Source organism: Mycolicibacterium litorale (assembly GCF_010731695.1).
GTDB lineage: Bacteria > Actinomycetota > Actinomycetes > Mycobacteriales > Mycobacteriaceae > Mycobacterium > Mycobacterium litorale.
Map to the genome: position 1 here is coordinate 2729750 of NZ_AP022586.1, position 20794 is coordinate 2750543.

General features: G+C 68.9%; 21 protein-coding genes. 6 read left to right on the forward strand and 15 right to left on the reverse strand.

Features of this window, described 5'->3' with window-relative positions:
• Positions 1 to 94: 94 nt before the first annotated feature.
• From G6N30_RS12950 to prfB, 8 genes are all read right to left on the reverse strand, one after another.
• Positions 95 to 2392, reverse strand: a complete 2298-nt coding sequence (locus G6N30_RS12950; RefSeq protein ID WP_166674584.1) for a putative bifunctional diguanylate cyclase/phosphodiesterase — start codon at positions 2390 to 2392, stop codon at positions 95 to 97.
• A gap of 91 nt (positions 2393 to 2483) precedes the next feature.
• Positions 2484 to 3329, reverse strand: coding sequence for an EamA family transporter (locus G6N30_RS12955; RefSeq protein ID WP_134053361.1), 846 nt, complete (start codon positions 3327 to 3329; stop codon positions 2484 to 2486).
• On the reverse strand, positions 3326 to 3832 hold the full coding sequence (smpB, locus tag G6N30_RS12960; RefSeq protein ID WP_134053362.1) for an SsrA-binding protein SmpB: 507 nt from the start codon (positions 3830 to 3832) through the stop codon (positions 3326 to 3328). Before smpB ends, G6N30_RS12955 begins: the two co-directional genes overlap by 4 nt.
• 2 nt (positions 3833 to 3834) lie before the next feature.
• Entirely contained in the window at positions 3835 to 4728 is an 894-nt protein-coding gene (gene ftsX / locus G6N30_RS12965) for a permease-like cell division protein FtsX (RefSeq protein WP_134053364.1), read from the reverse strand.
• The gene (gene ftsE, locus G6N30_RS12970) at positions 4729 to 5418 is read right to left on the reverse strand and encodes a cell division ATP-binding protein FtsE (protein ID WP_134055243.1); all 690 of its coding nucleotides are present in this window, start codon (positions 5416 to 5418) and stop codon (positions 4729 to 4731) included.
• A gap of 40 nt (positions 5419 to 5458) precedes the next feature.
• The gene (locus tag G6N30_RS12975; RefSeq protein ID WP_163687556.1) at positions 5459 to 5944 is read right to left on the reverse strand and encodes an Rv3103c family proline-rich protein; all 486 of its coding nucleotides are present in this window, start codon (positions 5942 to 5944) and stop codon (positions 5459 to 5461) included.
• Positions 5945 to 5949: 5 nt separating this feature from the next.
• Entirely contained in the window at positions 5950 to 6930 is a 981-nt protein-coding gene (locus G6N30_RS12980; RefSeq protein ID WP_134053366.1) for a mechanosensitive ion channel family protein, read from the reverse strand.
• Between the two features lie 3 nt (positions 6931 to 6933).
• On the reverse strand, positions 6934 to 8040 hold the full coding sequence (gene prfB, locus G6N30_RS12985) for a peptide chain release factor 2 (RefSeq protein ID WP_134053368.1): 1107 nt from the start codon (positions 8038 to 8040) through the stop codon (positions 6934 to 6936).
• Between the two features lie 180 nt (positions 8041 to 8220).
• Here prfB and G6N30_RS12990 point away from each other — a divergent pair, with 180 nt between their 5' ends.
• On the forward strand, positions 8221 to 9597 hold the full coding sequence (locus G6N30_RS12990) for an FAD-dependent oxidoreductase (protein ID WP_134053369.1): 1377 nt from the start codon (positions 8221 to 8223) through the stop codon (positions 9595 to 9597).
• A gap of 6 nt (positions 9598 to 9603) precedes the next feature.
• Here G6N30_RS12990 and G6N30_RS12995 read toward each other — a convergent pair whose 3' ends face one another.
• Both G6N30_RS12995 and G6N30_RS13000 read right to left on the reverse strand, forming a co-directional pair.
• The gene (locus tag G6N30_RS12995; protein WP_234880115.1) at positions 9604 to 10008 is read right to left on the reverse strand and encodes a PPOX class F420-dependent oxidoreductase; all 405 of its coding nucleotides are present in this window, start codon (positions 10006 to 10008) and stop codon (positions 9604 to 9606) included.
• A 66-nt stretch (positions 10009 to 10074) separates the two neighbouring features.
• Positions 10075 to 10434, reverse strand: a complete 360-nt coding sequence (locus G6N30_RS13000) for a hypothetical protein (RefSeq protein WP_134053373.1) — start codon at positions 10432 to 10434, stop codon at positions 10075 to 10077.
• A 25-nt stretch (positions 10435 to 10459) separates the two neighbouring features.
• Here G6N30_RS13000 and hisN point away from each other — a divergent pair, with 25 nt between their 5' ends.
• The 3 genes from hisN (at position 10460) to G6N30_RS13015 (ending at position 14139) form a co-directional block, all read left to right on the forward strand.
• Complete coding sequence (gene hisN, locus G6N30_RS13005; RefSeq protein ID WP_134053375.1) at positions 10460 to 11257, forward strand: histidinol-phosphatase; 798 nt, start codon at positions 10460 to 10462, stop codon at positions 11255 to 11257.
• Between the two features lie 220 nt (positions 11258 to 11477).
• Positions 11478 to 12893, forward strand: coding sequence for an acyl-CoA dehydrogenase family protein (locus G6N30_RS13010; protein ID WP_134053377.1), 1416 nt, complete (start codon positions 11478 to 11480; stop codon positions 12891 to 12893).
• A 31-nt stretch (positions 12894 to 12924) separates the two neighbouring features.
• On the forward strand, positions 12925 to 14139 hold the full coding sequence (locus G6N30_RS13015) for an acyl-CoA dehydrogenase family protein (RefSeq protein ID WP_134053379.1): 1215 nt from the start codon (positions 12925 to 12927) through the stop codon (positions 14137 to 14139).
• A gap of 4 nt (positions 14140 to 14143) precedes the next feature.
• On the opposite strand, the gene G6N30_RS13020 is transcribed toward G6N30_RS13015, so the two are convergent.
• The 4 genes from G6N30_RS13020 to G6N30_RS13035 form a co-directional block, all read right to left on the reverse strand.
• Positions 14144 to 15325, reverse strand: a complete 1182-nt coding sequence (locus G6N30_RS13020) for a Dyp-type peroxidase (protein WP_134053381.1) — start codon at positions 15323 to 15325, stop codon at positions 14144 to 14146.
• Positions 15318 to 15797: a copper chaperone PCu(A)C gene (locus tag G6N30_RS13025; RefSeq protein ID WP_134053383.1), complete on the reverse strand. Its 480-nt coding sequence runs from the start codon at positions 15795 to 15797 to the stop codon at positions 15318 to 15320. The genes G6N30_RS13020 and G6N30_RS13025 overlap by 8 nt, the downstream gene beginning before the upstream one ends.
• Positions 15794 to 17194 (reverse strand): PepSY-associated TM helix domain-containing protein, encoded by a 1401-nt coding sequence (locus G6N30_RS13030; RefSeq protein WP_134053385.1) that lies wholly within the window; start codon positions 17192 to 17194, stop codon positions 15794 to 15796. The genes G6N30_RS13025 and G6N30_RS13030 overlap by 4 nt, the downstream gene beginning before the upstream one ends.
• A 157-nt stretch (positions 17195 to 17351) precedes the next feature.
• Positions 17352 to 17888 (reverse strand): hypothetical protein, encoded by a 537-nt coding sequence (locus tag G6N30_RS13035; protein ID WP_234880116.1) that lies wholly within the window; start codon positions 17886 to 17888, stop codon positions 17352 to 17354.
• 36 nt (positions 17889 to 17924) lie between these two features.
• Here G6N30_RS13035 and G6N30_RS13040 point away from each other — a divergent pair, with 36 nt between their 5' ends.
• A complete protein-coding gene (locus G6N30_RS13040) occupies positions 17925 to 18923 on the forward strand; it encodes an acrylyl-CoA reductase family protein (RefSeq protein WP_134053387.1) in 999 nt (332 codons plus the stop codon).
• Positions 18924 to 18941: 18 nt separating this feature from the next.
• Here G6N30_RS13040 and G6N30_RS13045 read toward each other — a convergent pair whose 3' ends face one another.
• Entirely contained in the window at positions 18942 to 19916 is a 975-nt protein-coding gene (locus tag G6N30_RS13045; protein ID WP_134053389.1) for an esterase family protein, read from the reverse strand.
• Between the two features lie 302 nt (positions 19917 to 20218).
• On the opposite strand from G6N30_RS13045, the gene G6N30_RS13050 reads away from it, so the two are divergent.
• On the forward strand, positions 20219 to 20785 hold the full coding sequence (locus G6N30_RS13050; protein ID WP_234880117.1) for a TetR/AcrR family transcriptional regulator: 567 nt from the start codon (positions 20219 to 20221) through the stop codon (positions 20783 to 20785).
• Positions 20786 to 20794 lie beyond the last annotated feature (9 nt).

Sequence of the window (20794 nt, forward strand, 5' to 3'; positions counted from 1 at the left end):
GTACTTGTCAAACAATCCCCACCGGCGCGCGGTAGGGCCCTTCATCGTACGCGAGTTCCAACGGTTCGCTCCACCCCTTTGTTCCGCCCGCCCGTCACGGTCCGGAGACGGCCCCTTCACGGCTCTCCGCCAGGGTCCGGCAGAGCTCGCTCATCGGCATCGCGCGTCCGAAGAGGTGGCCCTGCGCCAGCCGACACCCCGCGGCCAGCAGCGTGTCCACCTGCTCTGGGTACTCGATGCCCTCCGCGATGACGTCGAGATTCAACGCATCGCACAGTCCGATCACCGATCGGTAGAGCGCCAGATCCCGGCCGGGTTCCCCGCCGGCGGCCAGGCTGCGGTCGAGTTTGACGACGTCGACCGGCAGCGCGTGCAGATAGCTGAGCGAGTTGAACCCGCTGCCGAAGTCGTCGAGGGCGACCTTCACCCCGACCGCGGTCAACCTCCTGATGGCCGCGGCGCCCTTCGACAGATCCACGATCGGGACGGTTTCGGTGATCTCGAGGATCAGTCGCTCCGGTTCCATCCCGTGCCGCTGCAGGGTCGCCACCACCTGCGTCTCGAACGCGCGGTTCCCCAGCCGCGCCGCGCCGATGTTCACATGCAGTGCGAGATCCAGCCCGGCTTCTTGCACCTCCCGGCAGGCCAGGTCCAGCACCATCGCGTCGAGCGCAGCTCCCAGCCCGGCGCCTTCGGCCACCGCCACGAAGGTCTCCGGAGGCATCTGCATCCCGTTCGGGGTGGTCCACCGTGCAAGCGCTTCGACCGCCATCGGTGCGGCGTGCGGCAACACCACCACCGGCTGATAAGCCAGCGCGAACCCGGCGGGCACACCGCCGTCCGCCTGCCGCAGCGCGCTGACGAAGTCGACCGACACCCCTGAGGACGGGCGGTACACCACGGCGGTGTCCTTCCCGAGCCGCTTACCCGCGTACATCGAGATGTCGGCCTGCCTCAGCAGATCGTCGGAGGTCGGCGCCGGCTCATGGGCGGAGGGTCGGACCAGACCCATACTCGCGCGCACCCGCACCGACGAACCGTGCACCGCGAACGGATCCCGCAGCGCGACCCGCAGTTTGTCGGCCACCACCTCCGGCGCCTCGTGGTCGCCCTCCACGAGGATCGCGAACTCGTCGCCTCCGATGCGGGCCAGAGTGTCCGACGGCCCCACGCACTGGCGCAGCCGATCCCCTACCGCGCACAGCAGTTCGTCGCCGGCGGCGTGGCCGAACTGGTCGTTGACCTCTTTGAAATCGTCGATGTCGACGAAGATGAGGACGAACTTGCCGTCGTGCATCGCCTCGTCGAGTCGCTGCGCGAACAGCAGCCGGTTGGGCAGCCCGGTCAGCGCGTCGTGGTGCACCTGGTGGGCCAAGCGGGTCTGCGCTTCGTACAGCTGTCGGGTCAGCAGACGTTGGGCGCGCATCGCGACCACCTGCCGCGCGGTGACCAAGCCGATCATCAGCAGGGTCGCGAAGGTGACCGGCGAGGGTATCTGCTCGTCGATCAGGAGGTGGAAGGACAGCAGCGAGATGATGAGCAGGAACCCGATGTAGGGCAGGAACGCCTGCAGCCAGTCCATCGCATCCTCGCCGCGCCCGCTCATCGGCCGAGGCCGTCTGAGCGCAAGCGCGAAGCCGATCATGAGCGGCCCGAGGGCGAATCCGACCCCACACCAGAGATCGCCGGACTCCACCCCCACGGTTCGCAGGTAGGCGGCCAGCCGATCCGACGCGGCGATCGTCAGCACCCCGCCGGAGAGCAGGAGATAGTTCACCCGATCGGGACGGTCCCGCCGGTACGCCATCGCCATCAGCGCCGCGACCACCACGACCACCAGTTCCAGCAGCGAGTAGGCCACCACGACGGTCGTGTTCTGCGAGCGGGGCAGCGCCGCCCCGGTCATCGCGCCCAGCCCGGCGATGAAGGCCAGGATCGAGAACGCGGCCGCCGCCACCAACCCGTCGAGCACCGTGACCACGCGCGAGTGCCGCAACGAACCGGCGTGCCTGCCGTGCAGACCTCCGCCTCCCCCGGCGAGCACGATCATCGCGGCCAGTGACAGCACCGGCGGCAAGAAATAGGCGACGACAGCGATCAGCGGCGCGGTGTCGCTCCCCGTCGCTCCGCCGCTGAGGAACCAGGCCACCTCGCCCACCAGCCAACTGGACATCGCGCCGGCGACCAGCAGTCGCCACCACCGCGCCGTCCCTGTGGTTCGCCGCGCCACCACCAGGGCGATCACCAACGCCGAGATCCCGATCGCCGCCTGCAGCGCCGCCGCCACCGAGCGGGCGGTTGCCTCGCCGTAGGGCGCCAGCGCGTTCCAGTAGGCCAGCACGGCGACGGCGGCAAAGAGACCGAGGCGCCATTGCGCGGTATTCACCGACACAGGCCCCCCGTCTGCCAGCGCGAACAGTCACCCCATACTGCCACGGCAACACCGGCCGACAGCGAGGGCTACCACGGCCGCGCCGGCGCGGCTAGCCCGCGGCGATCATCGTCACGGCGCCCAAGGCCAGCAGCATGCCGAGCGCCTGCCAGCGGGTCACCCGCTCACGCAGTACGACGATCGCCAGCAGCACCGTCGCCGCCGGATACAGCGACATCAACACCCCGGCCAGCGACAGCAGCGACGCCTGCAGGGCCAGCAGCATCGCCACGTTGGCCGCGGTGTCGAGCACACCGGCCAGCAACGCCAGCTTCAACGGAACCCCGGCCGGCGCCGCGAGCTGTCCGCTGACGGCCGCGATCGTCACCACCAGCACCGTCGCCGCCGCTCGTGCGAAGACCAGCGGCCACAGCCCCGCGGCGACCGGGGCCTGATCGATCAGCACGAAGTTCAGCCCGAACGACAACCCGGCGCCGACGGTCAGCCAGGCCACCTTCCTCGTGAACCGGTGGGGACGGACGTCGTCGTCGCTCGCTTCACGGCTGACCAGGACGACCGCCACCAGCGCCACCAGGATGCCGCCGGCGGCGACCCCTCCGGGCCGCTCGCCGAGGAACAACCCGACGCCGACCGGGAGACCGGCCACCAGCACCGCGGTCAGCGGTGAGACGACCGAGATCGGGCCGGCGCCCAGCGCCGCGTAGAACCACCACACGCCGAAGGCCTGCGACACCCCGCAGGCCACACCCCAGACGACCGCGCCGTGGGAGATCTCGCCGCCGACGGCCACGGCGAGCACTGCCAGCAGGACCATCGCGACCGGATAGGAGACCAGCACCACGCGCAGCGCGGCGACCCGCCGTGAGGCGATCCCGCCGACGAAGTCACTGACCCCGTAGCCGGCCGCAGACGCCAGCGCGAACAGGATTCCGATCAGGACATGCCCTTGGCCCTGCGGCCCAGCTCGCGAACGACCTCGCGCTCGGCGTCCCGGCGAGCCAGGTCCTGACGCTTGTCGTGGGCCTGCTTACCGCGGGCCAGTGCCAGCTCGACCTTGACCTTGCCGCCGGAGAAGTACAGCGACAACGGCACCAGGGTCAGGTTGCCGTCGCGGATCTTGCCGATGAGATTGTCGATCTCGCGTCGGTGCAGCAGCAGCTTGCGGTTGCGCCGCGGGGCGTGGTTCGTCCATGTGCCGTGGTGATATTCGGGGATGTGCAGGTTGCGCAGCCAGATCTCGCCGTCGTCGACGGTGGCGAACGCGTCGGCCAGCGACGCCGTTCCGTCGCGCAGGCTCTTGACCTCGGTGCCCATCAGCGCGATCCCGGTCTCGTAGGTGTCGAGGACCGTGTAATTGTGCCGGGCGCGGCGGTTGGTGGCGACGATCTGGTTGTTGGGGTCCTTGCCCCCGCCGGCCTTCCCGCCCTTCTTGGCTGCCACGCCTACCTCCGCACGTACAGGCGCAACGTGACGTACGAGGTGACTCCGGCCATCGCGACGCCGACGAACAGCAGGATGGGCGAGATGTACAGGATGTCCGCGTAGTCGATTCTGGCGATCAGGTTGGCTTGGTAGAACTGGTCGAGCGCGTTCTCCAGGAACGCGGCCCGCACCACCACCAGGCCCGCGATCGCGATGACGACGCCCAGCAGGGCGGCGAGCATCGCCTCGAGCAGGAACGGCAGCTGGGTGTACCAGCGGCTGGCCCCGACCAACCGCATGATGCCGACTTCCGTGCGCCGGGTGTAGGCGGCGACCTGCACCATGTTGGCGATCAGCAGGATGGCGCCGACCGCCTGCACGAGCGCGACGGCGAACGCGGCGTTACTCAGCCCGTCGAGCACCGCGAACAGCCGGTCGACCAGATCCTTCTGGTTCTGCACCCCCTGCACCCCGGGTTGCCCGACCATCGCCTTGTCGAACTCCTCGTGTTGCTCCGGATCGACCAGCTTGACGACGAAAGAGGCCGGGAACGCATCCTTGCCGGCAACGTCCTTGTACTGGGGGAACTTCCGGATCGCGTCCTCGTAGGCGTCGTCACGGTTGAGGAACACCACGGAGTCGACGTCGGTGCGGTTCTCCAGTTGCGTGCGCAGGCCCTGGCACGGATTCGCGTCGCACGTCGGATCGCTGGCCGAGACCTCCGGGGTCAGGAAAACCTGGCTCTCCACCCGGTCGAGGTAGATGTCGCGCGAGTTGTCGGCCAGCCGCACGACCAGCAGGCCCCCGCCGAACAGGCCGATCGAGATCGCGGTCGTCAGGATCATCGCGACCGTCATGGTGACGTTGCGACGAAGTCCGGTCAGAACCTCATTGATCAGGAACCCAAAGCGCACTTAGCGATCCATTCCGTAGACACCGCGCTGCTCGTCACGGACCAGCCGGCCCAATTCGAGTTCGAGCACGCGCTGGCGCATCGAGTCGACGATGTGATGGTCGTGGGTGGCCATCAGCACGGTGGTGCCCGTGCGGTTGATCCGCTCCAGCAGATCCATGATGTCCTTACTCGTCTCGGGGTCCAGGTTGCCGGTCGGCTCGTCGGCCAACAGCACCAGCGGCCGGTTCACGAACGCCCGCGCGATCGCCACCCGCTGCTGTTCACCGCCGGACAGTTCGCCCGGCAGGCGGTTGGCCTTCCCCGACAGCCCGACCATCTCCAGCACGTCGGGCACCACCCGGTTGATCACGTCGGACCGCTTCCCGATCACCTCGAGCGCGAACGCGACGTTCTCGAACACCGTCTTCTGCTGCAGCAGACGGAAGTCCTGGAACACGCAGCCGATCACCTGCCGCAGGCTCGGGATGTGCCGCCCCGACAGCTTGTTGACGTGGAACTTCGACACCCGGATGTCGCCGGAGGTCGGGGTGTCCTCGGCGAGCAGCAGCCGCATGAACGTCGACTTGCCGGACCCGGACGGCCCGATGAGGAACACGAACTCACCCTTGTCGATCTTGAGTGACACGTTGTCCAGGGCGGGGCGCGCCGAGGACTTGTACTGCTTGGTCACGTTGTCGAGGGTGATCATCACGGCTCGCCAGTGTAGCGGGACGCGACCCGGCCGCCGGTTACGGCAGCGGGAGCGGCAGGCCGGGCAGCGGCTGCGGTCCCGGGGCGGGCGTCGGGGTCTGGGTGACCGTCTGAGGCGGCAGCAAACCGGGTCCGTCGGGGTCGATCACCGTGGTCGTCGGCGCGGGAGGCGTCGAGGTCGTCGGCGTGGGGCTGGTGGTCGTGGTCTCGGTCGGACTCGTGGTGGTGGGGGTCGGCGTCGTCGTGGTGGTGCGTGGCGGCCGTCGGGTGGTGGTCTGAGGCACCTCCACCTGCGTGCGGGGCACCCAGGTGTAGTCGGGGTCGGGCACGAACCCGGGCGGCACGACAACGGGGGCCGGTGGTGGCGCGGCCGGTTCGGGTGCGAACGCCTGCTGCACCCAGAACAGTGCGACGAACAGCACCACCAGACCGAGGGTCGAGGTGCGGACGCGACCGCGGAACAGATAGGCGGGCCAGCTCCGGCCGGTGATCGTGTCCTTGAGGGCGCGGGGCCGAAGGCTCACCGGGCTCACTTCTTGTCCTCCGTGGGCCCTTGGGTCTCCACTTCGGCGCCGCCGGCCGTCGCCGGGTGCACGATGGCGCCGACCATCGGTCCGGAGCCGTCGGTGGGAGAACCGACGCCCGCGCGCCGAAGTGCGGCGATCACCAGCACCCGCAACTGCCTGCCCACCTCGAACTGCTTACCGGGCAGCGTGCGTGCCACCATGCGCAGGTTCACGGTGTCCAGACCGATGCTCTCGACACCCATCATCTGAGGTGCGTCGAGCAGCAGATCGTGCAGCTTGCGGTCGTCCATCGCCTTGGTGGCCACCTCGTGCAGCAACTCGTTGACCTCGTTGAGGTCCGCGGACGTCGGCACCGGGATGTCGATCACCGCGCGCGCCCAGTCCTTCGACAGGTTGACGGTCTTGACGATCTGCCCGTTCGGGATGGTCAGCATCTCTCCCTCGGGCGAGCGCAGCTTGGTGACCCGCAGCGTGACGTCCTCCACGGTGCCTTCGGCAGGCACCGCGATACCGGCGACGGTCAACGCCACCAGGTCACCGAAGCCGTACTGCTTCTCGGTGATGATGAAGAACCCGGCCAGCAGATCCTGCACCAGCCGCTGCGCACCGAAACCGAGTGCGGCACCGAGCACCGCGGCCGGGGCGACCAGCGAGCCGATCGGGATGGCCAGAGCGTCGGTGATCTCGACGGCCACCACGACGAACAGGATGGCGATCGAGACCCACGAGATGACCGAGGCGACGGCCTGCCGGTGTTTCGCGCTCTCCGAGCGCACCAGCTGATCGGACTCCTGGTACTCGGCGTCGATACGCCGGCTGATCCGCTGTGCCACCCAGTTGATGAAGCGGGCACCGAGTAGACCGCCGATCAGCAGCAGCGCGATCTGCAGACCGCTGGTGAGGATCCACACCCCGATCTCGCCGCGCCAGAAGCCGGTCCAGCGTTCGGCCAGCGGAAACGCCAACACAGTGTGGTTCGTCATCGGCTAATCGTCGTCACGCCTGTTGCGCCAGCGGATCCCGGCTTCGAGGAACCCGTCGATGTCACCGTCGAGCACCGCGGCCGGATTGCCGACCTCGTACTCGGTGCGCAGGTCCTTGACCATCTGATACGGGTGCAGCACGTAGGACCGCATCTGGTTGCCCCACGAGCTGCCGCCGTCGCCCTTGAGCGCATCCATCTCGGCGCGCTCCTCCTGCCGTTTGCGTTCCAGCAGTTTGGCCTGCAGCACGCGCATCGCCGCAACCTTGTTCTGCAGCTGAGATTTCTCGTTCTGGCAGGTGACGACGATACCCGTCGGGATGTGGGTGAGGCGGACGGCGGAGTCGGTGGTGTTGACGGACTGCCCGCCCGGGCCGCTGGAGCGGTACACGTCGACGCGCAGATCGGTCTCGGGGATCTCGATGTGGTCGGTGGTCTCGACGACCGGCAGCACCTCGACGTCGGCGAACGACGTCTGGCGGCGGCTCTGGTTGTCGAACGGGCTGATGCGGACGAGGCGGTGCGTGCCCTGTTCCACCGACAGCGTGCCGTAGGCATATGGCGCGTGCACAGCGAACGTGGCGCTCTTGATGCCGGCCTCTTCGGCGTAGGAGGTGTCGAACACCTCGACGCCGTAGTTGTGCTGCTCGGCCCAGCGGATGTACATGCGCATCAGCATCTCGGCCCAGTCCGCGGCATCCACGCCCCCGGCTCCCGACCGGATCGTGACGACGGCCTCGCGCTCGTCGTACTCGCCGGACAGCAGGGTGCGGACCTCCATCGCCTCGATGTCCGCGCGCAGCTTCGCGAGTTCGGCGTCGGCCTCGGCGACCTCGTCGGCGCCGCCTTCTTCGGCCGCGAGTTCGTAGAGCACCGGCAGATCTTCGACGCGCTGTCGCAGTGCCTCCACGCGCCGCAGTTCACCCTGCGCGTGCGACAGTTCGCTGGTGACCTTCTGGGCGCGGCTCTGGTCGTCCCAGAGGTTGGGGTCGGAGGCGTCTTGTTCGAGCTTCTTGATGCGGTCCCGCAAACCGTCGACGTCGAGCACTCGCTCCACCGTCGTGAGGGTGGCGTCGAGGGCGGCGATGTCGGCTTGACGGTCAGGATCCACGGGAACTCAGGGTACCGGCCGGTGCGGCGGCGGTCGTGGGCCCGCCCGCATGATCGGCGAGTTCCACGCGACTTGCCCTCGGCGCGGACGTGCCGCGTTTAGAGTCGGTTGGGTAACCAGCGCGGCCGCGTCGCGACAGCCCCTTGCGCGTGGCCGAGCAGCGACAGAAGGCACCTTCATATGCCCCAGCAGCGCCCTTTTCACGTGGCGATCGTCGGTTCCGGCCCGTCCGGGTACTTCGCCGCATCCTCTTTACTCAAGTTCGCCGACAGCGCCGACGCGGACCGCGATGTGCGCGTCGACATGCTCGAGATGCTGCCCACGCCGTGGGGTCTCGTGCGGTCCGGGGTGGCGCCCGACCACCCGAAGATCAAGTCCATCAGCGCGCAGTTCGACAAGACGTCGGGCGATCCGCGGTTCCGGTTCTTCGGCAACATCGCCGTCGGCGACCATGTGAAGCCGGAGGAGTTGGCCGAGCGGTACGACGCGGTGGTGTACGCGGTCGGTGCGCAGTCCGATCGCTCGCTGAACATCCCGGGCGAGGATCTGCCGGGCAGTGTGGCGGCGGTCGACTTCGTCGGCTGGTACAACGCCCATCCCCACTTCGAACAGATGGGGCCCGACCTGTCGACCGGCCGGGCGATCGTCGTGGGCAACGGCAACGTCGCCCTTGACGTCGCGCGCATCCTCGTCACCGATCCGAAGGCGCTGGCCAGCACCGACATCGCCGATCACGCGCTCGAGTCCCTGGACAAGCGCGGTGTCGAAGAGGTGGTCGTGATCGGCAGGCGTGGTCCGCTGCAGGCCACGTTCACCACACTCGAGCTGCGCGAACTCGGTGACCTCGAAGGACTCGGCGACGTCGACGTCATCGTCGACCCCGCCGACCTCGCCGACATCACCGACGAGGACCTCGAGGCGGCCGGCAAGACGGTCAAGCAGAACATCAAGGTGCTGCGCGGGTACGCCGAACGTCCACCGAGTGGGGCGGCGCGCCGCATCGTGTTCCGGTTCCGCACGTCACCGATCGAGATCAAGGGCACCGATCACGTGGAGTCGATCGTGCTGGGGCGCAATGAACTGGTCAACGACAACGGCCGTGTGGTGGCCAAGGACACCGGCGAGCGGGAGGAGTTGCCCGCGCAGTTGGTGGTCCGGGCGGTGGGATACCGCGGCGTGCCGACACCGGGTCTGCCGTTCGACGAGCGCAGCGGAACCATCCCACACACCGACGGCCGCATCGACGGTCGGCGCAACGAGTACGTGGTCGGCTGGATCAAACGCGGGCCGTCGGGCGTGATCGGCAGTAACAAGAAGGATTCGCAGGCGACCGTCGACACGGTGATCGCCGACCTGCACAGCGCGACGCTGGCCGACTTCGGTGAGGACCACTCGGAGAAGCTCGTCGAGTGGCTGGTGTCCCGGCAGCCGAAGCTCGTCACCGATGACCACTGGAAGCTGATCGACGAGCACGAACGGTCAGCCGGTCAGTCGGCGGGCAGGCCGCGCGTCAAGCTGACCAGCGTGGCCGAACTCCTCCGCATCGGCCACGGCTGAGGCCGGTCAGCCGCCCGCGGGAGGTGTCACCCGCTCGGCGTCGATCGTGACGACGACGCGGGTCTCAGGCCGGCCGGTGAAATTGGGGTAGGGCGTGCCGAGGTATTTGTGCGAGATCTCGTCGATGCTCTCGGCTCCCCCGTCGGTAGTCATGTCGGCGACGCGGCCGCGCACGGCGTAATAGCGGAACACCTCGTCGGGGTCGGCGACGTTGAGTGCGATGCGCGGATCGCGCCGCAGGTTCTTGTCCTTCTGGCTGCCCGCGACGATGTTGATCACCACGCGCTCACCGTCGGTGGTCACCCAGGTCTGGGTGAGCTGCGGCGAACCGTCCGGCATGAGCGTGGTGACGAAGCAGGGGCTGGGCTTGCGGAGCAGATCGAGCAGGCCTTTAGGCAGTGGAGTGGACACACACTTTCCTAGCACCCCGGCCGCACCGGTGCAGGCGGCATGCGGCCACCCCACCCGCATTCACGCCTAGTTCAGGGGCGGCGGCACGTCTGGTGACACGGGCGACTCCGGCGGCGCGAAGTTCCAGTTGTCCGGATTCTTCGGCGAGTACACCACCGGGAACAACGCGCCCATCGAGGGCCAGTTGTTCACGTCGACGGCCATGCGTTGGTAGACGACGTGCTCGTTGACCGTCGGACCGTTGATGACCCCGGAGATCGTGACGAACTGCTCCCCCGTCACGTCGTTCGGACGTGGGCTGACACCGGTGACCAGCAGGGTGCCCTGCGCAAGTTCACCGCGCGGACCGCGACCCCGCCTCATCCACGGCACGACGAACATCGCGATCGCACCGATCAACAACAGCAGCACAACGAATTCCCACACCGTGCCCATGGTAGGACTTGCAGACATGAGCACCGGATCCTTCAGCGTGGCCGACGACCTGGAGTTGGCGCTGCGGCTCGCCGACCTTGCGGACGCCGTCACCGTCGATCGCTTCCGCGCGTTGGATCTGCAGGTTGAGACGAAACCCGACCTCACCCCCGTCAGCGACGCCGACCGCACCGTGGAGACCGATATTCGGCGACAACTGGAGAGTGAGCGCGGCGGCGACCCGATCCTCGGCGAAGAGTTCGGTGGCGCAACGACATTCAGCGGCCGGCAGTGGGTCATCGATCCGATCGACGGGACCAAGAACTTCGTGCGCGGCGTCCCGGTGTGGGCGACGCTGATCGCGCTGCTGCATGACGGCGTGCCGGTGGCGGGCGTGGTGAGCGCGCCCGCGTTGCAGCGCCGCTGGTGGGCGGCCGACGGTCAGGGCGCGTTCGTCGCGGTGGCCGGTCAGGCCCCGCGGCCGCTGTCGGTGTCGAAGGTGGCCGAGCTGGAGTCGGCCAGCCTGTCTTTCTCCAGCCTGTCCGGATGGGCCAAACGCGGTCTGCGCGACCGGTTCATCGACCTCACCGACACGGTGTGGCGGGTGCGCGGGTTCGGCGACTTCTTCTCCTACTGCCTCCTGGCAGAGGGCGCCGTGGACATCGCCGCCGAACCCGAGGTGTCGCTGTGGGATTTGGCCGCCCTCGACATCCTGGTGCGCGAATCCGGCGGCACGTTCACGAACCTCGACGGCGTGGCGGGCCCGCACGGCGGCAGCGTCGTCGCCTCCAACGGGTTGCTGCACGACGCGGCGCTGTCCCGCCTCTCGCGCTAGTCGCGCCGAGAACCGCCGTATGGGCGGAACCGCCTCGCGCACAACGACGTCGGATGTCGGCGACCAGCTTGTGGGCGCCGGTCGAGCGCATCAGGCACTTCAGCCCGCTGGCCGCCTCCACTGCCAGGGCGGGATGTGAATTTCCTAACATGCCTCCCGAACCTTACTCCGGAGTAAGATACGGTCATGGCTATCGCCCCGACCAAGTGAGGCAGCTGGAATGACCAACACCCTGCCGTCCAAGAACGGCACCTCAGCCCGTCCCGAACGCTCCGGCAAGGAGAGCGCCGTGGGCCTTCAGCGACACAAGCGGACCCCGACCGACATCGGGTTGGCGCTGATCACCCCGCTGGTCGGCCAGGAGTTCCTCGATCGGTACAACCTGCGCGACCCCCTCAACCGCGGTCTGAAGTACGGCGTCAAGCAGGTGTTCTCGGCCGCGGGCGCCTCGACCCGGCAGTTCAAGCGGATTCAGGGGCTCGGCAAGCAACCGACGCGGCTGCCGAGCGCCCCGAAGGGGTCGGACTACTTCGACCTGACCCCGGACGACGACCAGAAGATGATCGTCGAGACGGTCAAGGAGTTCGCCGAGGAGGTGCTGCGCCCGGCGGCCCACGATGCCGACGCCGCGGCCGCTTACCCGCCGGATCTGATCGCCAAAGCCGCCGAGCTCGGCATCACGGCGGTGAACATCCCCGAGGACTTCGACGGCATCGCCGAACACCGCTCGACGATCACCAACGCCCTGGTGGCCGAGGCGCTGGCGTACGGCGACATGGGTCTTGCGCTGCCGATCCTCGCCCCGGGCGGGGTGGCCGCGGCGCTCACCCATTGGGGCAGCGCCGACCAGCAGGCCACCTACCTGCGCGAGTTCGCCGGTGACAACGTGCCGCAGGCCTGCCTGGCGATCGCCGAACCCCGTCCGTTGTTCGACCCCACCGCGTTGAAGACGACGGCGGTCCGCACCCCGGGCGGCTACCGGTTGACCGGGGTGAAGTCGCTGGTCCCGGCCGCCGCGGACGCGGAGCTCTTCATCATCGCCGCGCAACTGGACGGCAAGCCGGCGATGTTCATCGTCGAATCGGCATCCGAGGGCCTGCGCGTCACGCCCGATCCCAGCATGGGTGTGCGCGCCGCCGCGCTCGGCCGCATCGAACTCGACAACGTGGCGGTCCCGCTGGGGAACCGGCTCGGCGAGGACGAGGCGTCATCGGCCGACACCGAGCAGGACTACCGCGAGGCGATCGCACTGTCCCGGCTCGGCTGGGCGGCGCTCGCCGTCGGCACCTCACACGCGGTGCTCGACTATGTGGTGCCCTACGTCAAGGAACGCCAGGCCTTCGGCGAGCCGATCGCCCACCGCCAGGCGGTGGCGTTCATGTGCGCCAACATCGCCATCGAACTCGACGGGCTGCGCCTCATCACCTGGCGCGGCGCGTCGCGCGCCGAGCAGGGGCTGCCGTTCACCAGGGAAGCCGCCCTGGCCAAACGCTTCGGCACGGACAAGGGCATGCAGATCGGCCTCGACGGCGTCCAGCTGCTCGGTGGCCACGGATACACCAAGGAACATCCCGTCGAACGCTGGTACCGCGACCTGCGGGTGATCGGCGTCGCCGAGGGCGTCGTCGTCCTCTAGACCGTCCTCTGAGTCAGAAACGGATCCTGTCATGGCAATCAACCTGGAACTGCCGAAGAAGCTGAACGCGGTCATCGAGAAGGCCCATCAGGGGGCCGCCGAGATGCTGCGTCCGATCTCGCGGAAGTACGACCTGCGCGAGCACGACTACCCGGTCGAGCTGGACACCCTGGCCACCCTGTTCGAGGGCATCTCGGAGGCCAACACCATCTCGTTCGCGGGCGCCGAGGCGTTCCGCGACGCCGACGACGGCCCGAAGGGAAACGTCAACGGCGGCAACATGTCGGCGGTCCTCAACGTCACCGAGATCAGCTGGGGTGATGTCGGCCTGATGCTGTCGGTGCCGCGGCAGGGGCTGGGGAACGCGGCGATCTCCGGCGTCGCGACCGACGAACAGCTCGAGCGGCTCGGCAAGGGTGTGTGGGCTGCCATGGCCATCACCGAGCCGGGCTTCGGTTCGGACTCGGCGGCGGTGTCGACGACGGCCCGGCTCGAGGGCGACGAGTACGTGATCAACGGGGAGAAGATCTTCGTCACCGCCGGATCGCGTGCCAGCCACATCGTGGTGTGGGCGACGCTCGACAAGTCGCTGGGCCGCGCGGCCATCAAATCGTTCATCGTGCCGCGCGAGCACCCCGGCGTGACGGTGGAGCGGCTCGAGGACAAGCTCGGCATCAAGGCCTCCGACACCGCTGTGATCCGCTTCGACAACGCCCGCATCCCCAAGGACAACCTCCTCGGCGATCCGGAGATCCACGTCGAGAAGGGTTTCGCGGGGGTCATGGAGACCTTCGACAACACCCGGCCGGTGGTGGCGGGCATGGCGGTCGGGATCGGCCGCGCCGCGCTCGAGGAGCTCCGCAAGATCCTCACCGACGCAGGCGTCGAGATCTCCTACGACAAACCGGCCTACGCCCAAAGCGCGGCAGCCGCGGAATTCCTTCGCATGGAAGCCGATTGGGAGGCGGGCTACCTGCTGACCGTGCGGTCGGCGTGGCAGGCCGACAACGCGATCCCCAACTCCAAGGAGGCGTCGATGGCGAAGGCCAAGGCGGCGCGCGTGGGTACCGACATCACCCTCAAGGTCGTCGAACTGGCCGGCACGGTCGGCTACTCGGAGGAGACCCTGCTGGAGAAGTGGGCGCGCGACAGCAAGATCCTCGACATCTTCGAAGGCACCCAGCAGATCCAGCAGCTGGTGGTGGCCCGTCGCCTGCTCGGGCTGACCTCCGCACAGCTCAAGTAGCCGTTCACCTCTCGAGCAGCTGCTGACCCACGTAACCCCCGACGGGTGCGCCCGGCGGGATCGCGAACACCGCCGATCCGACCGGCGTGATCCAGGGGTTGAGCGCGTCGGCCTCGGACAGCCGCTGTTGAACCGGCACGAACTGGCGGGCCGGATCACGTTGGTAGGCAATGAAGAGCAGCCCGCTGTCGGAGATCTGCCCGGTCGGAGGGGTGTCGTCGTAGTTGTAGGGGCGGCGGAGGAATTGCTCACCGTCGGACCGGTGCCGGGCCAGCGCGATGTGGGAGTTCTCCGGTATGACGGGGATCCCGTTGACCGCCGCGGTGAAGTCGGGTTCGTCGCTCTCCCGCGAACCGGTCAGCGGTGCACCGTCGCTCAGTCTGCGACCGACGAACAGCTCCTTGGAGTGCCGGTCCACCTCGTCCCACGTATCCATCTCGGCGCGGATCCGCCGCAGCACCAGCATGGTGCCGCCCGCGAACCACGGTTGGTCGGCACCCGGATCCCACACATACTGCTCGAGTGCCGCGTCGTCATTCAGGTTCGCCGTACCGTCGACCTGGCCCATGAGATTGCGCATCGACGCGCCGGCCGAGGCACTCGCGGGGTTGCGGTAACCGCGCTGTACCCAGCGGATCGTGGTCATCGACCGGACGTTCTTGGTGAGGATTCGGCATGCGTGGCTGATGGTGAGCAGGTTGTCGGCGCACAGCTGCAACATCAGCTGCCCTCCGCCCCAGCGCGATTCGAGCCGGTCGACCCGGAAATTCGGAAGGGTCCGCAACGCCGCGGGCCGGTTGGCGGTCAGCCCGACCGCGTCGAAGAGGTCCGGACCGTAACCGACGGTGACGGTGAGCCGCGCCGGGTCGGCGGCAAGCTCCGGTTCGGTGTCGGCGAGCGCCGGTGACCCCTGGGTCAGCCGGGCCGCGTCCTCGCTCCACAATTTCATGACCGACCGCAGCCCGGCTCGGTCGGCATGGGCGGGCCTCAGGTCCAACGCGATGATCGTGGTGTAGGCCTGCGGCCGTGTGGCGACGCCGGCCTGATGCACGCCGTAAAACGGTTCGGTGGCCGTCGCGGGCTGAACCACACGGGCACCGGCCGTCGCGGTCAGCCCGACCCCGGCGATTCCCGCGGCGACCGCGCCGGCCCCGAACAGCGTGCGCCGGCTGAACCCCTCACCCATGATGGCCACCGTCGTAATGCTCGTCGGCGCCGGGGAATTCGCGCACCTGCGCCGTGATCGGCAGCGTCGACCCGTCGTCGAACGTCACGGTGATCTCGATGTCCGAACCCGGTGCCAACGGCGCGGTCAGGTCCATCAGCATCAGGTGATCGCCACCGGGCGTCAGCTCGGTGTCCGACCGCGCGGGCACCACGAAGCCGCCCGGCTTCACCCGCATCGTCGGTGCGCCGCCTTCGCGGGCCACCTCGTGCAGCTCGACCCTCGCGGCCACCGGGGCGGCCGCCGAGGTGACGCGCACGTCGCGATCGCTGCGGTTGCTCAGATGCGCGAACGCCGCCGTCATCCCGCGGTCGGCCGCTTTGACCCAGGCGTCGTGAACCTGCACTGCCGCAGCATCGTTCGCGGGCTCGGCGTTGCCACCGCAACCGGCGAGCAGCAACGCGGCGAACAGCGCACAGACGACCGCCCTCATCGGGCACCCCCGGAGACATTGCGGCGCTGCGCCACACCGACCGCGGTGTCGACGACGACGAATCCCAGTAGGCTGAGCCCGAGCAGCGGAATGAACCATCCGATCGCGGCGGCCACGGCCACCAGTGCCGCCACCGCCACCGGCGGGGCGCCCCGCAACACACCACGAGCCGGGGGCCGCCCACCGCTCGTCGGCCGGCGCCGCCACCACATCAGATATCCCCGCACGATGACCGTCACCAGGGCGACGGCCAACACCGCCAGCGCGAGCTGATTGATAAGCCCGAACAGCAACCCCATGTGGAGCTGGATCCCCCACGCGGCCAGTTTCGCGGCCAGCGGCCAATCGGCGAACCACGACGTGTCGGTCACCCGGCCGGTGGAACCGTCGACGGCAACGGCATTGTTCGACATCACCCACGGTTCGCGGGTCTGCGCGACCGTGAAGGCGGTTTCGCTGTCCGATGGGATGGACACCTCCACGGCTCCGCCGACACCGGCCGACCGCGCCGACTGCAGCACGCGGTCGACCTCGTCAACTCTCGGCGCCCCGCCGCCGCCGGAGCCCGTATCGACTCCGTGGTGGTCGTGTCCGGCCATCGCCGCCGACCCGTCGAGCGTCGTCGAGACGGCCGGCGTGTTCCACGACAGCGCCGCGCGTAACTCGGTGATGTGGTCGCCGGCGTAGCGCGACCACGTCAGGCCGGTGGCCGACAGGAACAGCAGACCCGCGGCGATCCACAGACCGACGGCGCCGTGCCAGTTCAGGGTGCGGGCGCGGCCGCGCGCGGTGCGATCCACGGTGAACAGCCGCGCGCCGGGAGCACGCCGTCGGGCGAACCAGAGACCCGCACCGGCCAGGGCGATCACCCACAGCCACGAAGCCGCCAGCTCGCTGTACATCCGCCCGGGTTCGCCGAGGTGCAGGTTGCGGTGCAGCTGGTCGATCCACGTCCGGACCGGCAGCGCGCCACTGCTCCCGTAGACAACGAGGTCGCCGACCGGTTGCGCGGTGGCCGGGTCCACGAACACCGCGCGGCGCTCGGATTCTCCGAGCGACGGGTCGTCGAACAGGACCCGCGTCGTGTCACCGGGTTCCCCGGCCGGCCGGACCGCGGTGACCGTGAGGTCGGGGCGCACCGCCTGGGCGGCCGTGATCTGTTCGCCGACCGAGCGGGATTCACCGCTGGGGTGGACGTGCAGGTGATCGCGGTAGAGAAGGTGCTCGATCGACGGCGCGATCGCGTACAACCCGCCGCTCACGGCGGCGATCAGGAGGAACGGGCCGACGAACACGCCGGCGTAGAAGTGCAATCGGCGCAGCAGCGCTGTGAGCGCGGGTTGCCGCGGAGACGAGTCGTCGGTGGTTGACGGGGTAAGTGGATCGGATGTGGTCATGCGTGAGTGCTTTCGGCCGGTGGGGGCGCGAAGAAATGTCGCGCCGCGGGACGTCAGCGCTCGCCTGAGCGCCGACGGACTCGCCCGCGCACAGCGCAGGCGTCAAGGGTGTGTGAACAGCCCGCGTGGTCGCGGCGCGATCACGCGGTGTGCGGCCTCAGCCGCCGATCGACACCACCCGCGGCGGCGCGCGCATCCCCAGTCCGGATCGGAGCAAAAACTGTTGAACGACAACGGATATAGCGTGATGACGGCGCCTCGGCGCCGAGGGGCGGCCGCGGTGGACCAGCGTGAGCATGAGCCAGCACAGAACCGAGGCGGCGACCCGGTACAGGTGGCCGACCAGGCCGATGAGCAGGCCGAGCGCGATCGCCGCGAGCGCGTGGGCGAGCGCCATGGGCAGCGACGGCATGAGCTCGTGGCCGCCGCCGTGGTGCCCTGCGCTGACCGCCAGCACGACGTGGGTGAGCAGTTGCCCCGCACCGACGGCGGCGATGAGCCCGGCGGCCCGCGACGGACCGTTGGCGCCTGCGAGCGCACCGACCGCCGCGCACACCAGAGCGACGAGGACCAGGGTGGGGCCGGTGGGCACGTGGCCGCCGGCCACCGCGTGCGCGGCCATCGCGAACAGGCCCGAGCACGCACCCACCAGCACGCCGCACAGGGCGCCGGCGCGGGAGGTCACCGTGCTCACGGCCCGAACCTTACCGGGTGACTAGCGTGGCATTCCATGGAGACTTTTCAGGCGCTGATCGCACGGCAGTCCGGGGACGGGATCGACACGGCGGTCGAGACCCTCGAGGAATCGGCCCTGCCGCCGGGCGAGGTGACCATCCGGGTGCACTACTCGAGTGTGAACTTCAAGGACGCCCTGGCCGTGACACCCAAAGGTGGTGTGGTGCGGGACTATCCGATCGTCCCGGGCATCGACCTGACCGGTGAGGTGGTGGCGTCGGACAGCGACGAGTTCGCCGTCGGCGATCTCGTGCTCGCCCACGGCTACGACATCGGCACCGGCAAGCACGGCGGCTACGCCGAATTCGCCCGGCTCCCCGCCGACCAGGTGGTGGCCCTCGGCGAGCTGAGCCCGCGCGAGGGCGCCGCGATCGGCACCGCCGGGTTCACCGCCGCGATGAGCGTGCAGGCGCTCGCCGACCGCGGCATCCGCCCCGAAGACGGTGACATCGTGGTGACCGGCGCCAGCGGCGGGGTCGGATCGGTCAGCGTCGACCTGCTGTCAGCGCAGGGCTACCGCGTCGTCGCGTCGACCGGGAAGCCGGAACAGGCCGACCTGCTGCGCTCGCTGGGCGCGGCCGAGGTGATCGGCCGGCTCCCGGAGGATCCGGACGCCAAGCCGAGGCCACTGGGCAGAGCCCGCTGGGCGGGCGCCGTGGACTGCGTGGGTGGCGCGACCCTCGCCGACGTGCTGAGCACGCTCGCCTACGGCGGGGCGGTGGCGGCCAGCGGGCTGACCGGCGGCCCGGGCCTGAACACGACCGTGATGCCGTTCATCCTGCGCGGGGCGGCACTTCTCGGCATCGACTCGGTTCAACTGCCGATCGGCCCGCGCCGGGAGCTGTGGGCGAAGCTCGGCGGTGAGCTCAAACCACAACACCTCGCCGACCTCTCCCACGACGTCGACGTCAAGGACGTCGTGGAGGTGATCGACGAGGTGCGCGCCGGCCGGTACTCCGGCCGGGCGGTGGTGCGGGTGGCCGGCGGTTTCTGACCGCCGGCCCACACCGGCTCAGCCCAGCAGCACGCGCTGCAGGTCGGGCTTCATCTGTTGGAGCTGCTGACCCCAGTACTGCCAGGTGTGCGTGCCGCCGGCCGGGAAGTTGAACACCCCGTTCTGCCCGCCGGCCGCGATGTAGCGCTCCTGGAAGGTGATGTTGGTGCGCAGCGTCAGGCTCTCCAGGAACTCCTGGGGAAGACCGGCGCCGCCCAGCTCGCCCGGCTTGCCGTTACCGCAGTACACCCAGATGCGGGTGCCGTTGGCGACGATCTTGTCGATGTTGACCATCGGGTCGTTGCGCAACCACGCCTCGCTGCCGCCCGGTCCCCACATCGGCTCGGGCTTGAAGCCGCCGGCGTCACCCATCGCCAGGCCGACCAGGAACGGCCACCAGCCTTCCGACAGGTTCAGGAAGCCCGACAGCGATGCCGCGTAGATGAACTGCTGCGGGTGGTAGATCGAGAGCACCAGCGAGGCCGATCCGGCCATCGACAGACCGACCGCGGCACTGCCCGTCGGCTTGACGTCACGGTTGGCCGCCAGCCAGTTCGGCAGCTCCGAGGTCAGGAACGTCTCCCACTTGTAGGTCTGGCAGCCGGCCTTACCGCACGCCGGCGCGTACCAGTCGGTGTAGAAGCTGGACTGGCCGCCGACCGGCATCACCACGGACAGACCGGAATCGAGATACCACTCGAATGCCTGCGTCTCGATGTCCCAGCCGTTGAAGTCGTCACGGGCACGCAGCCCGTCGAGCATGTAGACCGCAGGAGATCCGGGTCCCCCGCTCTGGAACTGGACCTTGATGTCGCGTCCCATCGCCGGTGACGGGACCATCAGGTACTCAACCGGCAGTCCCGGCCGCGAGAACGCTCCCGCGAGTGCCGAACCGCCGGTCAGGCCGATCACGCCGGGCAGCATCGCCGCCACGACGGCGGCCACCGCGAATCGGCGTGCCCAATGGCCTCGAATCTTGTCAACGATCGTCATAAAGCAATCCATCCATCTTCCGGTTACCGCGTAACGCTCCACCCAGCGGACACACGTCGCCATTGGCACCGCAGCCATTTCTGCACTGCGTTGTCCGCGCCCGCTCGACTGACCGGTGCGGCAGAGGAGCGGACCGAGAGAATTCAGTTGTCGCGCACTGAGTAAAACATGGGCCCTTAACTGAGAAAACCCCATAAAACTGCAGGCAGGGCCCTCGCGGCGGCAAAACCTCAGGTGAAGCGCGGTTCGGCGGATTTCCGACGCAACCGTGTCACCTGCGGATACGGCTAATGTTCAGGGCCATGCCGAGGCCTCGTTCGACCGGCGCCGGCCGGCTTTCCGTCGACGACTGGATTCAGAACGGTTACGCGATCGTGGCCGAAGCGGGTCTGGCGGCGCTCAAGGTGGACCGGCTGTGCGATCGGCTCGGGGTGACCAAGGGCAGCTTCTACTGGCACTTCGACGACATGCGCGCATACCGCGCCGCCCTGGTCGCGGAGTGGGGGCGGATGCGCGACGAGGACCGCAGGCGACTGGACGAGATGGCGGACCTTCCGCCGCGGGAACGCCTGTCGCAGATGATGTCCGAGCTTGTGAGTACCCGCCACTGGACCATGGAGCGCGCCATGCGCGAATGGGCGCGCAGCGACGACGCGGTCGCCGCGGGCGTGCGGGCCGCCGACCGGGCCCTGGTCGCCGGGGTGCGGCGGGCACTGCTCGACGGCGGATTCGACGAAGAGGACGCCGACCTGCGGGCGAACGCGATCTTCGCCGCCGGGGTCGGGTTCATCCATCTGTCGGGCCCCACCCCGAGCGCCCGGCAGGCCGCCAGGCGTGAGCGCTTCCTCGATCTCATGCTGCGGCGCTGACCGCTTCCA

Bases quoted from the DNA above. Each gene is read 5' to 3' on its own strand.
- ftsE (WP_134055243.1), bottom strand. From the start codon at position 5,418: ATGATCACCCTCGACAACGTGACCAAGCAGTACAAGTCCTCGGCGCGC.
- G6N30_RS12980 (WP_134053366.1), bottom strand. From the start codon at position 6,930: ATGACGAACCACACTGTGTTGGCGTTTCCGCTGGCCGAACGCTGGACC.
- G6N30_RS12990 (WP_134053369.1), top strand. From the start codon at position 8,221: ATGCCCCAGCAGCGCCCTTTTCACGTGGCGATCGTCGGTTCCGGCCCG.
- hisN (WP_134053375.1), top strand. From the start codon at position 10,460: ATGAGCACCGGATCCTTCAGCGTGGCCGACGACCTGGAGTTGGCGCTG.
- G6N30_RS13010 (WP_134053377.1), top strand. From the start codon at position 11,478: ATGACCAACACCCTGCCGTCCAAGAACGGCACCTCAGCCCGTCCCGAA.
- G6N30_RS13015 (WP_134053379.1), top strand. From the start codon at position 12,925: ATGGCAATCAACCTGGAACTGCCGAAGAAGCTGAACGCGGTCATCGAG.
- G6N30_RS13020 (WP_134053381.1), bottom strand. From the start codon at position 15,325: ATGGGTGAGGGGTTCAGCCGGCGCACGCTGTTCGGGGCCGGCGCGGTC.
- G6N30_RS13025 (WP_134053383.1), bottom strand. From the start codon at position 15,797: ATGAGGGCGGTCGTCTGTGCGCTGTTCGCCGCGTTGCTGCTCGCCGGT.
- G6N30_RS13030 (WP_134053385.1), bottom strand. From the start codon at position 17,194: ATGACCACATCCGATCCACTTACCCCGTCAACCACCGACGACTCGTCT.
- G6N30_RS13040 (WP_134053387.1), top strand. From the start codon at position 17,925: ATGGAGACTTTTCAGGCGCTGATCGCACGGCAGTCCGGGGACGGGATC.
- G6N30_RS13045 (WP_134053389.1), bottom strand. From the start codon at position 19,916: ATGACGATCGTTGACAAGATTCGAGGCCATTGGGCACGCCGATTCGCG.
- G6N30_RS13050 (WP_234880117.1), top strand. From the start codon at position 20,219: ATGCCGAGGCCTCGTTCGACCGGCGCCGGCCGGCTTTCCGTCGACGAC.